At 66.2% G+C, this 14,012-nt stretch carries 12 protein-coding genes; 3 read left to right on the top strand and 9 right to left on the bottom strand.

Annotation, left to right across the window (positions count from 1 at the left end):
• Window positions 1–3 precede the first annotated feature (3 nt).
• The 7 genes from QPK29_RS26075 to QPK29_RS26045 all read right to left on the bottom strand — a co-directional run bounded on the left by QPK29_RS26075 (window position 4) and on the right by QPK29_RS26045 (window position 8,096).
• Entirely contained in the window at window positions 4–753 is a 750-nt protein-coding gene (locus tag QPK29_RS26075) for an electron transfer flavoprotein subunit beta/FixA family protein (RefSeq protein WP_056129015.1), read from the bottom strand.
• A 201-nt stretch (window positions 754–954) separates the two neighbouring features.
• A complete protein-coding gene (locus QPK29_RS26070) occupies window positions 955–1,182 on the bottom strand; it encodes a sulfurtransferase TusA family protein (protein WP_036238555.1) in 228 nt (75 codons plus the stop codon).
• A gap of 323 nt (window positions 1,183–1,505) precedes the next feature.
• Entirely contained in the window at window positions 1,506–4,121 is a 2,616-nt protein-coding gene (gene alaS / locus QPK29_RS26065) for an alanine--tRNA ligase (protein WP_371771535.1), read from the bottom strand.
• Window positions 4,122–4,235: 114 nt separating this feature from the next.
• Window positions 4,236–5,894, bottom strand: a complete 1,659-nt coding sequence (locus QPK29_RS26060; protein ID WP_056129008.1) for a flagellinolysin — start codon at window positions 5,892–5,894, stop codon at window positions 4,236–4,238.
• Window positions 5,895–5,963: 69 nt separating this feature from the next.
• Window positions 5,964–6,716, bottom strand: coding sequence for a glycerophosphodiester phosphodiesterase (ugpQ, locus tag QPK29_RS26055; RefSeq protein WP_371771536.1), 753 nt, complete (start codon window positions 6,714–6,716; stop codon window positions 5,964–5,966).
• A 21-nt stretch (window positions 6,717–6,737) separates the two neighbouring features.
• Window positions 6,738–7,079 (bottom strand): DUF1294 domain-containing protein, encoded by a 342-nt coding sequence (locus QPK29_RS26050; protein ID WP_371771537.1) that lies wholly within the window; start codon window positions 7,077–7,079, stop codon window positions 6,738–6,740.
• A gap of 51 nt (window positions 7,080–7,130) precedes the next feature.
• Window positions 7,131–8,096 (bottom strand): alpha/beta fold hydrolase, encoded by a 966-nt coding sequence (locus tag QPK29_RS26045; RefSeq protein WP_160410551.1) that lies wholly within the window; start codon window positions 8,094–8,096, stop codon window positions 7,131–7,133.
• A gap of 136 nt (window positions 8,097–8,232) precedes the next feature.
• Between QPK29_RS26045 and QPK29_RS26040 the strand changes: the two genes are divergently transcribed.
• Window positions 8,233–8,751, top strand: a complete 519-nt coding sequence (locus tag QPK29_RS26040; RefSeq protein ID WP_229412274.1) for a hypothetical protein — start codon at window positions 8,233–8,235, stop codon at window positions 8,749–8,751.
• A 31-nt stretch (window positions 8,752–8,782) separates the two neighbouring features.
• Window positions 8,783–9,241 carry a DUF3597 domain-containing protein gene (locus tag QPK29_RS26035; protein ID WP_160410552.1) on the top strand — a complete coding sequence of 153 codons (459 nt, stop codon included), beginning with the start codon at window positions 8,783–8,785 and terminating at the stop codon, window positions 9,239–9,241.
• Between the two features lie 3 nt (window positions 9,242–9,244).
• Here QPK29_RS26035 and QPK29_RS26030 read toward each other — a convergent pair whose 3' ends face one another.
• Window positions 9,245–10,294 carry a serine endopeptidase gene (locus tag QPK29_RS26030; RefSeq protein WP_371771538.1) on the bottom strand — a complete coding sequence of 350 codons (1,050 nt, stop codon included), beginning with the start codon at window positions 10,292–10,294 and terminating at the stop codon, window positions 9,245–9,247.
• Window positions 10,295–10,419: 125 nt separating this feature from the next.
• The gene (gene trpS / locus QPK29_RS26025) at window positions 10,420–11,442 is read right to left on the bottom strand and encodes a tryptophan--tRNA ligase (RefSeq protein WP_036238519.1); all 1,023 of its coding nucleotides are present in this window, start codon (window positions 11,440–11,442) and stop codon (window positions 10,420–10,422) included.
• Between the two features lie 300 nt (window positions 11,443–11,742).
• On the opposite strand from trpS, the gene QPK29_RS26020 reads away from it, so the two are divergent.
• Window positions 11,743–14,004 (top strand): family 1 glycosylhydrolase, encoded by a 2,262-nt coding sequence (locus QPK29_RS26020; protein WP_371771539.1) that lies wholly within the window; start codon window positions 11,743–11,745, stop codon window positions 14,002–14,004.
• Window positions 14,005–14,012: the final 8 nt, after the last annotated feature.

The raw sequence follows: 14,012 nt of genomic DNA, 5'->3' as shown, positions 1-14,012 counted from the left end.
TAATTAGATGACTTTAGCTTCGGTGCGCAGCTTCGCAACCAGGGTCGCCACATCGGGCACCTTGACGCCGGCCGAACGCTTGGCCGGCTCGGCGACCTTGACGGTCTTCAGGCGCGGCGTGACGTCGACGCCCAGGTCTTCCGGCTTGACGGTCGTCAGCGGCTTTTTCTTGGCCTTCATGATGTTCGGCAGCGTGACGTAGCGCGGCTCGTTCAGGCGCAGGTCGGTGGTGACGATGGCCGGCAGGCTCAGGGCCACGGTTTCCAGGCCGCCGTCCACTTCGCGGGTCACGGTGACCTTGCCGTCTTCCAGCACGACCTTCGAGGCGAACGTTGCCTGCGGCCAGCCCAGCAGCGCAGCCAGCATCTGGCCGGTCTGGTTCGAATCGTCGTCGATCGCCTGCTTGCCCAGGATGATCAGTTGGGGCTGCTCTTCGACGGCCAGCGCCTTCAGTACCTTGGCGACGCCCAGCGGCTCGATCTCGGCACCGGTCTCGACCAGCACGCCGCGGTCGGCGCCGATCGCCATCGCGGTACGCAGGGTTTCCTGGGCCTGGGCCACGCCGCAGGTCACGGCCACGATCTCGGTGACCTTGCCGGCTTCCTTCAGGCGCGTGGCTTCTTCCACCGCGATCTCGTCGAACGGGTTCATCGACATCTTGACGTTGGCGATATCGACGCCGCTGCCGTCGGACTTGACGCGGACCTTGACGTTGTAGTCGACCACGCGTTTGACGGGTACCAGGACTTTCATAGTGTGCCTTTGAAAAATGGGTGAAAGACTAAAAATGATCCGAATTATAAAAGCAAATTCCGTTCAGGTCAGAATTAAAGCACGATCGTGCGTTTTTCGGTTAGAGGAAATGCCCTAATCGTACTTGATTGTGCGTTAGCGGGTTTCCTTGCGGGTGCGGATGGATTGCCCGGCGTACCGGGCTTCAGGAGAAGGCTGTCGTTATTTCCGGCGCAGCCAGAACGTGAATTCGCCGTTGATGTGCGTATGCGCCAGCAGGGCGTTGCCCGTCTGCTTGGCGAACGCCTGGAAGTCGCGTACCGAACCGGTGTCGGTGGCGACGATGCGCAGCACCTCGCCACTGGCCAGTTCCGCGAGGGCCTTCTTGGCCTTGAGGATCGGCAGCGGGCAATTCAAGCCACGCGCATCCAGATCCTTCTGGACCTCGATGGTGCCGGTGTCGATTATGGTTTCGCTCATCGATTGCCTGCTAGTTGGTAGGGCATGGACCCGATAGTACTCCAATTAGCCCATTATGACGCGCCGCACCAAAATTTGGTATCCATGTTGCGTTGTAACAACGGCAATTACTTGACAGGCAGATAGAGATGAGGCGGAGATGACCGGATGAGAGGGATGCAGGCCGAACGGCTGTGCCGTCCACTTACCCATCGAAACAAGAGTTGATTCAGCTCAAATCCCATTCGATTTACAGCGCTCGCGCCGCCACAACATGCATATTGCGGCGGCGCGGTTACAACGCGTGATTACGATTATGCGGAGACGCGCTCGCCGACCCAGCCGGCGACGCCCGCCAGCGCCTGCGGCAGCGCCGCGGGATCGGTACCGCCCGCCTGGGCCATGTCCGGACGGCCGCCGCCCTTGCCGCCGACCTGCTTGGCGACGAAGTTGACGAGATCGCCCGCCTTGACCTTGCCCGTGGCGTCCGGCGTCACGCCGGCGATCAGGCTGACCTTGCCCTCAAGCACGGAGGCCAGCACGATGGCGGCCGTCCCGAGCTTGTCCTTCAGCTTGTCCATCGTCTCGCGGAGACTCCCAACGTCGGCACCTTCCATCGTGGCGGCCAGCACCTTGATGCCGTTCACGTCGATGGCTTTCGTCACCAGCTCGTCGCCCTGGCCGGCGGCCAGCTTCGACTTCAGCGCGGCGATTTCCTTCTCCAGCGACTTGACCTGGTCCTGCACCTGGGCGATGCGCGACGGCAGCTCATCCGGGCTCGTCTTCAGCGCGCCGGCCGCTTCGTTCAACTTGCGGTTGATCGATTGCACCAGAGCCAGAGCGCCCTCGCCCGTCACGGCTTCCACGCGGCGGATGCCGGCGGCCACGCCGGATTCGGACACGATCTTGAACAGGCCGATGTCGCCCGTGCGGGTGACGTGCACGCCGCCGCACAGTTCCTTCGACGAGCCGATGTCCAGCACGCGCACGGTGTCGCCGTATTTCTCGCCGAACAGGGCCATGGCGCCATGCTTGATCGCGTCATCCATCGACATGTGCTGGGCCTGGGTCGCGTGATTCTCGAGAATTTCGCGATTCACGATGGTTTCCACCCGGGCGATCTGATCAAGCGTCAGCGGGGCGTTGTGGCTGAAGTCGAAGCGGGTCTTGTCCGGATCGACCAGCGAGCCCTTCTGCTGCACGTGGCCGCCCAGCACTTCGCGCAGGGCCTTGTGCATCAGGTGCGTCGCCGAGTGGTTGCGGATCGTGCGCGCGCGCTTCACTTCATCGACTTGCGCGTCGACCATGTCGCCCACTTTCAGCGAGCCCGACTGCAGCACGCCATGGTGGCCGAACACTTCCGCCTGGATCTTCAGCGTGTCTTCTACTTCGAACACGCCGCCCTGCGCCTTCAGCAGGCCCTTGTCGCCCACCTGGCCGCCGGATTCGGCGTAGAACGGGGTCGTGTCCAGCACGACGATGCCGTCCTGGCCCGCTTTCAGTTCCTGGACCGGTGCGCCGCCCGAGTACAGCGCGAGCACGCGGCTGCTGTGCACGAGGGCGTCGTAGCCGACGAAGGTCGTCTTCTCGCCCGAATACTCCACGTTGGCGGCCATCTTGAACTTGCCGGCGGCGCGGGCGGTCTTCTTCTGCTGCTCCATGGCGGCAGCGAAGCCTTCCTCGTCCAGCTTGATGCCGCGCTCGCGGCAGATGTCCGCGGTCAGGTCGAGCGGGAAGCCGTAGGTGTCGTACAGGGTGAAGGCGGTGCCGCCGTCGAGGTTCTGCGGATCCTTCGCGAGCTGCGCTTCGAGGATCTTCATGCCGTGCTCGAGGGTCTCGCCGAAGCGCTCTTCCTCGGCCTTCAGGGTCTGCATCACGCGCTCTTTCGCGTCGTGCAGTTCCGGGTAGGCGGCACCCATCTCGATGTCGAGGTCTTCCACGAGCTTGTAGAAGAACGGCTTGGTCTGGCCCAGCTTGTGGCCATGACGCAGCGCGCGGCGGATGATGCGGCGCAGGACGTAGCCGTGGCCTTCGCTGCTCGGGATGATGCCGTCGACGATCATGAAGCTGGCGGCGCGGATGTGGTCGGCGATGACCTTCAGCGAGTTGTTCGCCAGGTCGGTCGCGCCGGTTTCGCGGGCGGCGGCCTTGATCAGGTTCTGGAACAGGTCGATCTCGTAGTTCGAATGCACGTGCTGCAGCACGGCGGCCAGGCGCTCCAGGCCCATGCCGGTGTCGATCGACGGCTTCGGCAGCGGGGTCAGCACGCCGGCTTCGTCGCGGTTGAACTGCATGAACACGAGGTTCCAGATCTCGATGAAGCGGTCGCCGTCTTCTTCCGGCGAGCCCGGAGGACCGCCCCAGATCTCGGCGCCGTGGTCGTAGAAGATTTCCGTGCACGGACCGCAGGGGCCGGTGTCGGCCATCTGCCAGAAGTTGTCCGATGCGTAGCGCGCGCCCTTGTTGTCGCCGATGCGGATGATGCGCTCCGTCGGCACGCCGATTTCATTGGCCCAGATGCCGTAGGCTTCGTCGTCTTCGAAGTAGACGGTGATGGTCAGCTTTTCCGCCGGCAGGTTATAGACCTTGGTCAGCAGTTCCCAGGCAAAGTGGATGGCGTCGCGCTTGAAATAGTCGCCGAAGCTGAAATTGCCCAGCATTTCGAAGAACGTGTGGTGGCGCGCGGTGTAGCCGACGTTTTCCAGGTCGTTGTGCTTGCCGCCGGCGCGCACGCAGCGCTGCACGGTGGTGGCGCGCTTGTACGGACGCGTATCCAGGCCCAGGAACACGTCCTTGAACTGCACCATGCCGCTGTTGGTCAACAACATCGTCGGGTCGTTACCCGGCACGAGCGGGCTGGAGCGGACGATCGTGTGGCCTTTGGACTCAAAGAACTTGAGAAACTTTTCGCGTATTTCGGTGGATTTCATGTCGTAGGGGCGGATTCAGGCAGCTTGCTATATAAAGAAAATCGATTATAGCGTGGTATCGACAGTTAACTGTACTTGTGCGATTTGTCGTTGCAGAAACGACAACGGCGCACGTCAGCGCAACAATGCCAGTACCGCCCTCGGCTCGCCATTGGCCTGGCTCAGCATGGCGGATGCCGCCTGCTGCAGGATCTGGGCGCGCGTCAGCCTGACCGCGGCGCCGGCGTAGTCCACGTCCTCGATGCGGCTCTTCGCCGCCTCCAGGTTCATCGACATCGTCTGGTTGTTGCTGGCCGCGGCGTCCATGCGGTTGCTGTAGGCCCCCACCTGCACGCGCTGCTCGTTGACGGACGCGAGCGCGTCGTCGATGTGCAGCAGCGCCACCGCCGGGTTGCGCATGTCCAGGTCCGCGAGGCCCAGCGCGCTGGCGTTCACGGCCGCGAACTCCATGTCGACAAGGTCTCCGGCGGAGGCGCCGACCTGGATCTGCACCCGATGCCGGCCCGTACTCCCGCCGCCGATGTCCGGATACTCGACCTTGAAGTTGCGCAGCGGCCGGGCGGCCGTGCCGAAGCCGGATTCCGGCACGACGCCCCGCGCGTCGCGCGTCGGCCCGCCGTCCGCGTCGAGACCGCCGATCGCGCCCGTGTCCGCATTCGCCAGGTTCATGCCCCCGATGAACCCGGCGCCATTGGCGGCGAAATCCGTCATGAAGTCGCCGGTGCCCTGGTACTGCCCGCCCGTGACGGCCTTCAGCGCCGTGTCCAGGTCGGTCCCCTGGTGCCCGTTCAGGTAAGTCATCAGGCCCTTCATGCCGCCGTCGACGCCCATCGATTTCAACCGGTCATGCAGGTAGCGCGAGGCGACGTAGCCGCCTTCGTAGCTGAAGCCGCCGCCCGTGATCGTGTCGACGATGCCCTGCGCCGTCTGGCCACCCGCCAGCGCGCCGGCCAGGCGCTCGTCGGCGCCATGGATCAGCTCGGCCGTGCCTTCGATGAACCACTGGGGAAGGTTCATGCCGGTCGAGTGCAGCATGATCGCGTGCACCATCTCGTGCGCAATGACGCGGTCGTCGTACATCGGTCCGGTGCCGCCGTCCGGCGTGCTGATGTCGCTGAAATCGGCCATGTCGATGTTCAGCGTGACGTCGTTGCCGAGCCCCGACGCGCCCGTGACGGACGCAAGCACGCCACTCTTGCCATCCGTCGTGTCGAGGTTGATCTTCAGGGTCGAGCCATCGCCCTGCAGGCCGTAGTACTGCTGGACCATGTCTTCGGCGGCGCTCAGCCAGCCGGCCTTGAGGCTGTCGAGCACGGCACGCTTCTTCTTGTCCTCGCTACCGCTCTCGGACGCCGGCGAAAAGATCGCCTGGTCATTGAACGAGGCGCCATTGCCCACCTGGGTGATCTGGGACAGGATCTGGTCCGCTTCCGCCTGCAACGTGTTGCGGTCGCTGTCCGTGTACGAGCCGTTGCCGGACGCCACCGCCAGTTCGCGCAGGCGCTGCAGGCTGTCGCTGATGTTCGACAGCGCGCTGTCCGCCACCTGCAGCATCGACGTCGTGTCGTTGATGCTGCGCATGGCCTGGCGCATCCCCGTCAGCTGCGACCTCATGCGGCCCGTGATGGCCTGGCCGGCCGGATCGTCCGCGGCGCTCGCGATGCTGGTGCCCGAGCTCAGGCGCGCGACGAGGCGCGTCACCTCGTTCGTGTGCTCCGCCAGGTTGCGCTGGGCGTGCAGGGACAGGGAGTTGTTGTTGATCGATAAGGACATAAGGCCGTGACCGGGAGCCGAATGTCATTAACGACAAGCCGTTACAATTCTTGAGGGAAAACTTTCGCTTTAGAAAAAATCAGGCGGGATGAGGTCGATCCGGTCCGTGCACAACCCGTCCACGCCCCAGCCGAACAGTTCGCGCACGCGCGCGGGCGCGTTGACCGTGTAGCAGAACAGGCCGAAGCCCGCGGCTTTCACTTGCGCGGCGCCGGACGCCGTCAGCCGCGTGTGGTCGGTGTGGATCGCGACGGCGTCCAGCGCCCGCGCACGGGCTTCCCAATCCGGCGGCAACGCCTCCGTCAGCCAGGCGCGCGGAGCCTGGGGCGCGGCCTCCCGGGCCGCCGCCAGCGCGGTCTCGCTGAACGACGACAGCAACGGCACCTGCCCCACCCTGCCCGCGGCGATCTCGTCGGCGAACAGCGCGGCCGCCAGGCGCGCGACCACGGCGCCGGTCTCTGCGTCATGGCCGGGCACGGGCTTGATCTCGATATTCATCCACACCCCGTGCGCCTTGCAATACTGCGCGAACTCGACGAACAGCGGCACCGGTTCGCCCTCGTAGTCCGGACCGAACCACGAGCCGGCATCGCGCGCGGCGAGGTCGAGCGCATCCATGTCCGCCACCGATCCCGTCCCGGCCACCGTACGGCCCAGCTCGGGGTCGTGCAGCACGACGGGGACGCCGTCGCGCGCCAGCATGACGTCGAATTCGATGGCGCGATAGCCTGCGTCCATGCCGCGGCGCACGCCGGCCACCGTGTTTTCCGGCGCCAGCGTGCCGCCGCCGCGGTGGGCCAGGATCCTGGGGTAAGGCCACATGGTATTCCTCCCGAACGGTATTCAGGCCGGCGCCAGCGCGCGCGCCAGCCAGCAGAAACCGGCCAGGTTGAGGCCGACGGTCAGCCAGAACCCCTGCCGGAACGGACGTTTGACGGTCTTGTGCCGCAGCCATTGTTGCGCCAGCAAGCCGCCCGGCCAGCCGCCGGCCAGCCCCAGCAGCAGCAAGTGCCGCTCGGGCGTGCGCCGGTCGCCGCGCCGCGCGGCCGCCTTGTCGCGCGCATACAGCGCGAAACAGGCGACGCTCGCGAGCACATACGCGCCGCCCACCGCGGCCGGCAGCCTGAGGGCAAGCGCGGCGTAGGCATACAGGGCGAAGAACAGGAGCAGCGGCGTATAGATCATGACGCCAGCTTACGCGCCGGCGGCGCGGGTGTCCACCGGGCAACCCCACCGTCAGGGCATGGCCAGGAAGTCCGTGACGTCGCGCGTAAACCGCTCGGGCGCATCGAGGTACAGGAAGTGTCCGGCGCCCGCGTATTCGACGACGCGCGCATGCGGCAACGCCTGGCCCAGCGCGCGCTGGGCCGGCAGGCCGATCGCATAGTCCGCGGCGCCGGCCAGCACGAGCACGGGCATCGTCAGGCGTTCCGGATGGGCGAAGCGGTATTGCGTGAAGCCGCCGCCGAACAGCGCGTTGCCCAGTTCGCCCGTGTTGCGCAGGCCGCTCTTCGCGTCGATGGCATCCTGGCGTTTGCCGATCAGCATGTCCGGGAACATCACCTCGTCGTTGACGCGCTGGTGCAGGTCCGGGCCGACGGTGTTGAAGGCGTAGAAGCAGGCGTCCGGCGTCTCGTTGCGCGCCTTCGCATCGGCGCGCGCCTTGTCGAGCCGGTCGCCGTAGTGCCGCGCGATGTAGTCCACGCGCGCCGCGCAGGCGGCCGGGATGTCCGAGGCGGCGCTCACGAGCACCATCTTCGCCACGTGTCCGGGGTACTTGGCCGCGTACTCGAGCGCCAGCGTGCCGCCGAACGAATGACCCAGCAGCGCGAGCTTGTCGACGCCGAGCGTCTTGCGCAACGCCTCGATGTCGTCGACGAGGGCGGCGATGGAATACTCGCCGCGCCACGGGCGCTCGGAGCGGCCGCTGCCGCGCTGGTCGAGGTAGATCACCCGCAGCGTTTTCTCGAGCGCCGGTCCGGCCTGGGCTTCGAAGCTGTAGCTGTTATAGCCGGGGCCGCCGTGCAGGAACAACAGCGGCGGCGCGCCCTTCGCGCCGTGGCCGGCCACCTTGTACCACAGGCGGACGTCGCCCACGACGACCTGGTGTTCGCCGGGCTGCATCGCGGCGGTGCCGGCGGCGTGGACGGAAGTGCACAGGACGGCGGCGGCGAGCGCGGCCGAACGGAAGATCGTATGCATAGTCTCTCTCGGGCAGTTGTTTTATTTATGTACCGCAATGCGGATTATAGATGCCGTCCGTCCGTTAGCGAGCGTACGGAGGGATGCCCCGCGAACGCCTACCCTTGCGGTTCGAGGTTTCAACGCGGAGAACATCATGAGCTTTGATTTGGGCAACCTGTTGCAACAATACCTGGGCGGTGCCAACCCGAACGCCAACCCGGCGCAGGCCGAGAACGATTTCGACCACGTGGCGCAGAACGTGCCGCGCGCCACCGTCGCGCAGGGCGTGACGCAGGCGCTGCGCTCGGACCAGACACCGCCGTTTTCACAGATGGTCGGCCAGCTGTTTGGCAACAGCAATCCCGACCAGCGCGCCGGCATGCTGAACCAGCTCCTGGCCAATATCGGCCCTTCCGTGCTCGCGTCCGTCGCGGGCGGCTCGCTCGGCAACCTGCTCGGCGCCGACCAGGCCCGCGTGTCGCCGGAACAAGCGAGCCAGGTGTCGCCGGAACAGGTGCAGGAACTGGCCGCCAAGGCCGAGCAGCAGAATCCCGGCATCGTCGAACGCATGGGCGACTTCTATGCCGAACACCCGACCCTGGTCAAGGCCATCGGCGGCGCCGCGCTGGCGATCGCGCTCGGCCACATGGCCCAGGGCATGCAACGTCATTGAGCGCATCCACCAACATCGAGAAGGAGTCGACATGGGTATCCTGAGCAATATCTTCCATAAAATCTTCCCGGGTTCGCATCCCGCCGCGCAGAACAGCAGCCAGGCGGCCCCGGGCGCCCAGCAACGCGCGCCGCAGCCGACCCAGCAACCTGCGCAGCCACCGGCACAGCAGCCCGCGCAACAACCGCAGGCCGCGTCCGCGGCAAGCGCGCCGGCGGCCGCACCGATGCAGCAGGTCGACGTGGAAGCCGTGCTGAACAACATGCAGCAGCAATCCGGCCAACAGCTGAACTGGCGCACGTCGATCGTCGACCTGCTGAAGCTGCTGGGCCTCGATTCCAGCCTGCAGTCACGCAAGGAACTGGCCGCCGAGCTGAACTATTCGGGCGACACCAGCGACTCGGCCAGCATGAACATCTGGCTGCACCGCCAGGTCATGAACAAGCTGGCGGCAAACGGCGGCAAGGTGCCGGCCGACCTGAAGGACTAATGATCAGTCCGCAAGACTGACGTTGGCCGGCGTGCCGCACGAAAAGCAATAGCGCGTGAACGCGTTCTTGCGCGACGTGCACGCCGGGCAGCGGTCGAACAGGCCGATGCCGCAATGCGGACAATGGGCCAGGTGTTCGTCCTTGAAATTCGTCGCGCGCTCGCACGACGGGCAGACGTTCTTGGCGATGCGTTCCATCGCCACGTCGTAGCGCATCGTCGTACGGCGTTCGGCGTCGGGCATGGCCTCCGCGGCCCGCTGGCGTTCCAGCCACGCGTGCAGCCAGCGGATCGCGTAGCGGCCCACGACGACCGTCACCACGATGCCCACGCCGTAGCGCACATAGCCGCCGTAGCTGGGCAGGTAAGGCACCAGCTCGACGAAGAACGCGAACAGCGCGAAGAAAATGAAGCCCCACGTGAACGGCCAGTACGTGCCGTTGCGCTTGTACTTGAACAGCGCCCCCGCCACCAGCAGCAGCGGCAGGGTCACGCCGAGGCGGATCAGGAAGACCTTGCGCGCGGCCCTGGCCGCGGCCTCGTTCGCGGCCTCGCGTGCCGGTTCCAGCAGCGCCTCGTAGGCCGCAGCGGCCTTCTGCTGGGCCTGTTTGGCGTCGAGTTCGACCTGCTCCTGGGCTTCGACCGCGGCGAGCGCGGCGCGTTCCGCTGCCACGAGTTTATCCAGCTCGCGGTTGCGCGCGATCAGTTCCGTGTCCTGGTCAGGGCGCGCCGTCACGTGGCGCGTCGCGATCCAGTTCTCGAAGGCGTCGCGCGCGCTTGTCGTGTTGGCCTGCGCCACGCGGTGTTTCTGCTGGGCCTGCTCCAGCGCCGCGTCCGCCGCTTCGCGCGTGTGCTGCGCCTGGTCGGACGCGGCCCGCAGCGGGCCCGCCTTGGCGGGATCGAGAAATTGTTCGGCTGGGGGCACGGGCTCCAGGTACATCACGTTGTCGACGACCTGGTTGCCGAGCCCGATCAGGAATCCGGCGAAGACGAAGGCGACGAGCCACAGCGCCCGGCGCATCCATTGTTCGGTCCAACGCAATCCTTTGCTCATGGTGCGGCTCCTCCATCGATGGCGAAAGCCGCAGCTTGCCATCAATACACGGAGCGGACCACAAGAAAGCGCAAGGCGATCACCTTGCGCTACCTCACGTCGCGTGGATCGCTACCCGATCCGGTTTAGAAATAGGACAACCCGAGGGCCTTGCGCACCTCGTCCGTCGTACGCGCAGCCACCTCGCGCGCCTTCATCGTGCCTTCCTTGAGGATTTGCATGACCTGGCCCTTGTCCTTGGCCAGTTCCTCGCGGCGGGCGCGGATCGGCGCCAGCATGTCCTGCAGGATGCCTTCCAGGCGCTTCTTGACGACGGAATCGCCCAGGCCGCCGCGCACATAATGCGCCTTCATCTCGGCCAGGCCTTCCTTGTCGGTATCGAACGCGTCCAGGTACAGGAACGCGACATTGCCTTCCAGGTGGCCCGGGTCGGACACCTTCAGGTGCAGCGGGTCGGTGTAGACCATCTTGACGGCCGCGCGGATCTCGTCGGCGGACGCGCCCAGGTTGATGGTGTTGCCGAGGGACTTGCTCATCTTGGCCTTGCCGTCGATGCCCGGCAGGCGGCCGACTTCGGGCACGATCGCCTTGCACTCGACGAGGATGTCGCGGCCGGCGTTGCGGTTGAACTTGCGCACGATCTCGTTGCACTGCTCGATCATCGGGATCTGGTCTTCGCCGACCGGCACGATGGTCGCCTTGAACGCGCTGATGTCGGCGGCCTGGCTCGCCGGGTACGTGAGGAAGCCGGCCGGGATGTCGCGCTCGAAGCCGCGCAGGATGATTTCCTGCTTGACGGTCGGGTTGCGCTCGAGGCGCGCGACGGTCACCAGGTTCAGGTAATAAAAGGTCAGCTCGGCCAGTTCCGGGATCTGCGACTGGATCAGGATGGTCGATTTGGCGGGGTCGATCCCTACGGCAAGGTAATCGAGCGCCACCTCGATCACGTTCCGGTGTACCTTACCGATATCATCCATATTGTCCGTGAGCGCCTGGGCGTCCGCGAGCATGATGAACTGGCGATATTGGTCCTGGTAAGTGACGCGATTGCGCAGGCTGCCGACGAAGTGGCCGAGGTGCAGCGGCCCGGTGGGACGGTCGCCGGTGAGGATGATGGGCGTGGTAGCGGTAGGGGTTTGCAGACTCATCGAGTTTTCCTTGGGTGATTGACCGCCCTGCCTCGACCCTGCTGCGCCAACAAAAACGCCACCTTGGAATCGAGGCGGCGTTTCGGAATACCTATCCAATTCACTGGCCGCGCGCAATCAGCGGCGCCACCAGGTGAGAACAGGATGTGGATACGAAAAATTCATGGATGGCATGGTTGCAGGTTGACGCGCCGCTGTCAACCGCCGCCGCTCGAAAGCCAAAACGCTTCCCCGACTTTTTTGCCAGTTCGGGGCCATGCTGGATTTTTTGTTGCAATAAAACTAACACATTGGTGATTTATGAATTCCACGAAGAGCACGAACAGCCACGCCCGCCCTCTCGAACTGTGGGGCGGCCTCGAATGCACCGTCAACCGCGTCCGCGACGACTACTTCCACCAACTCGACCGTAACGGCCACGCCTCCCGGGCCGACGACATCGCCCGTTTCGCTTCCCTCGGCATCCGCGCCATCCGCTATCCCGTGCTGTGGGAACGCACGGCACCGGACGGCGTCCACGCCGCCGACTGGTCCTGGCCCGACGAGCGCCTCAACGCCCTCCGCGCCCACGGCGTCACGCCGATCGCGGGCCTGATCCACCACGGCAGCGGCCCGCGCCACACGAGCCTGGTCGACCCCGCATTCGCCGAGCAGCTGGCGGAATATGCCGGCGCCGTGGCCGCGCGCTATCCGTGGATCGAGTACTACACCCCCGTCAACGAACCGTGCACGACGGCCCGCTTCGCCGGCCTGTACGGCGTGTGGTATCCCCACGGCCGCGACGACCGCACGTTCGTGCAAGCCCTGCTGAACCAGTGCCGCGCCGTGGTGCTGGCCATGCGCGCGATCCGCGCCGTGAATCCGGACGCGAAACTGGTGCAGACGGACGACCTCGGCAAGACCTACAGCACGCCCGAGATGGCCACCGTGGCCGAGTTTTATAACGAGCGCCGCTGGCTCGCGTGGGACCTGCTGTGCGGCATGGTCGGTCCCGAGCACGCGCTGTGGTCGTACCTGACGAAGACCGGCATCCCGGCCGAGGAATTCCTGTGGTTCCGCGACAATCCGTGCCCGCCGGACATCATCGGCGTCAATTACTACGTCACGAGCGAGCGCTGGCTCGACCACCGTCCGGACCGCTATCCGGCGCACCACCGCGGCGTGGCCGACGGCATCCCGTGCGCCGACATCGAGGCCTCGCGCGCGCTCGCGACGCCCACGGCCGGCATCGCCCCGCTGCTGCACGAGATCTGGGACCGGTACCACATCCCGCTCGCCGTCACCGAGGCGCACATCGACGCCAACCGCGAAGACCAGTTGCGCTGGCTGCTGGAGATCTGGGAAGCGGGCAAGGAAGTGCGCGCGAACGGCGTCGACCTGCGCGCCGTCACCGTCTGGTCGCTGCTGGGCTCGTTCGACTGGAACAGCCTCGTCACCTGCAACAACGGTTATTACGAACCGGGCCCGTTCGACGTGCGCACGCCGGAACCGCGTCCGACGGCCGTCGCGCGCATGATGCGGGAACTGTCGGCCGGCACCCCGCTGTCGCACCCGGTGCTGCGCGGCCAGGGCTGGTGGCGCCGGCCGGGCCGCTGGCTGTGCACGCCCGTCGCGACGCCCGATGCGCTGACGTCGATCACGGCCGACGGCCACACGCTCGTCGGCAAGGATGCGGCACCGATCCTCATCACGGGTGCGACAGGCACCCTGGGCCGCGCATTCGCCCGTATCTGCCGCAAGCGCAACCTCGCGTACCGCCTGCTGTCGCGCCAGGATATGGACATCACGGACCCGGCCTCCGTCGACCGCGCGCTCGACAAATACCGTCCCTGGGCCGTCGTCAACACGGCGGGCTACGTGCGCGTGGACGATGCCGAGCGCGACGCCGAGCGCTGCTTCCGCGAGAACGCGATCGGCCCCGCGATCCTGGCCGCCGCGTGCGCCCGCCACGGCGTGCACCTGACGACGTTCTCCAGCGACCTCGTGTTCGACGGCGCGCTCGACCGGCCGTACGTCGAAAGCGATGCGGTCGCGCCCCTGAACGTCTACGGCCGCAGCAAGGCCGAGGCCGAGCTGCGCGTGCAGGACAAGCACCCGGGCGCCCTCGTCGTGCGCACGAGCGCGTTCTTCGGCCCGTGGGACAAGTACAACTTCGTCACGCTGGCGCTGCAGACGCTGGAGCGGGGCGAACCGTTCCGCGCCGCGCGCGACATGGCCGTCTCGCCGACCTATGTGCCGGACCTCGTGCACGCCTGCCTCGACCTCGCGATCGACGGCGAGTCCGGCGTCTGGCACCTGGCCAACGTCGGCACGCTGACGTGGGTCGAGCTGGCCGAGCAGGCGGCGGCGCGCGCGGGCGTCGACGCCAGCCGGCTGGAAGCCGTAGCGGCCGAGTCGTACGGCTTCGCGGCGCCGCGGCCGCGCTACACGGGACTGCACAGCGAGCGCGGGATCCTGCTGCCGTCGCTGGACCATGCGCTGGGCCGCTATCTCGAGTTGCGCAACGAGATCGACCAGGAGATGGAAGAAGTGATCCTGATGGCAGAGAGTCGGCAGGCCTGAAGGCGTGG

This window comes from Massilia orientalis, from assembly GCF_030411975.2.
Taxonomy (GTDB): domain Bacteria; phylum Pseudomonadota; class Gammaproteobacteria; order Burkholderiales; family Burkholderiaceae_D; genus Telluria; species Telluria orientalis.
Note: the sequence above shows the minus strand (reverse complement) of the source record. Positions and strands in the feature narration are given on the sequence as shown.

Coding starts and splice junctions, on each gene's coding strand:
- QPK29_RS26075 (WP_056129015.1), bottom strand. CDS start 753: ATGAAAGTCCTGGTACCCGTCAAACGCGTGGTCGACTACAACGTCAAG.
- alaS (WP_371771535.1), bottom strand. CDS start 4,121: ATGAAATCCACCGAAATACGCGAAAAGTTTCTCAAGTTCTTTGAGTCC.
- QPK29_RS26060 (WP_056129008.1), bottom strand. CDS start 5,894: ATGTCCTTATCGATCAACAACAACTCCCTGTCCCTGCACGCCCAGCGC.
- ugpQ (WP_371771536.1), bottom strand. CDS start 6,716: ATGTGGCCTTACCCCAGGATCCTGGCCCACCGCGGCGGCGGCACGCTG.
- QPK29_RS26050 (WP_371771537.1), bottom strand. CDS start 7,079: ATGATCTATACGCCGCTGCTCCTGTTCTTCGCCCTGTATGCCTACGCC.
- QPK29_RS26045 (WP_160410551.1), bottom strand. CDS start 8,096: ATGCATACGATCTTCCGTTCGGCCGCGCTCGCCGCCGCCGTCCTGTGC.
- QPK29_RS26040 (WP_229412274.1), top strand. CDS start 8,233: ATGAGCTTTGATTTGGGCAACCTGTTGCAACAATACCTGGGCGGTGCC.
- QPK29_RS26035 (WP_160410552.1), top strand. CDS start 8,783: ATGGGTATCCTGAGCAATATCTTCCATAAAATCTTCCCGGGTTCGCAT.
- QPK29_RS26030 (WP_371771538.1), bottom strand. CDS start 10,294: ATGAGCAAAGGATTGCGTTGGACCGAACAATGGATGCGCCGGGCGCTG.
- trpS (WP_036238519.1), bottom strand. CDS start 11,442: ATGAGTCTGCAAACCCCTACCGCTACCACGCCCATCATCCTCACCGGC.
- QPK29_RS26020 (WP_371771539.1), top strand. CDS start 11,743: ATGAATTCCACGAAGAGCACGAACAGCCACGCCCGCCCTCTCGAACTG.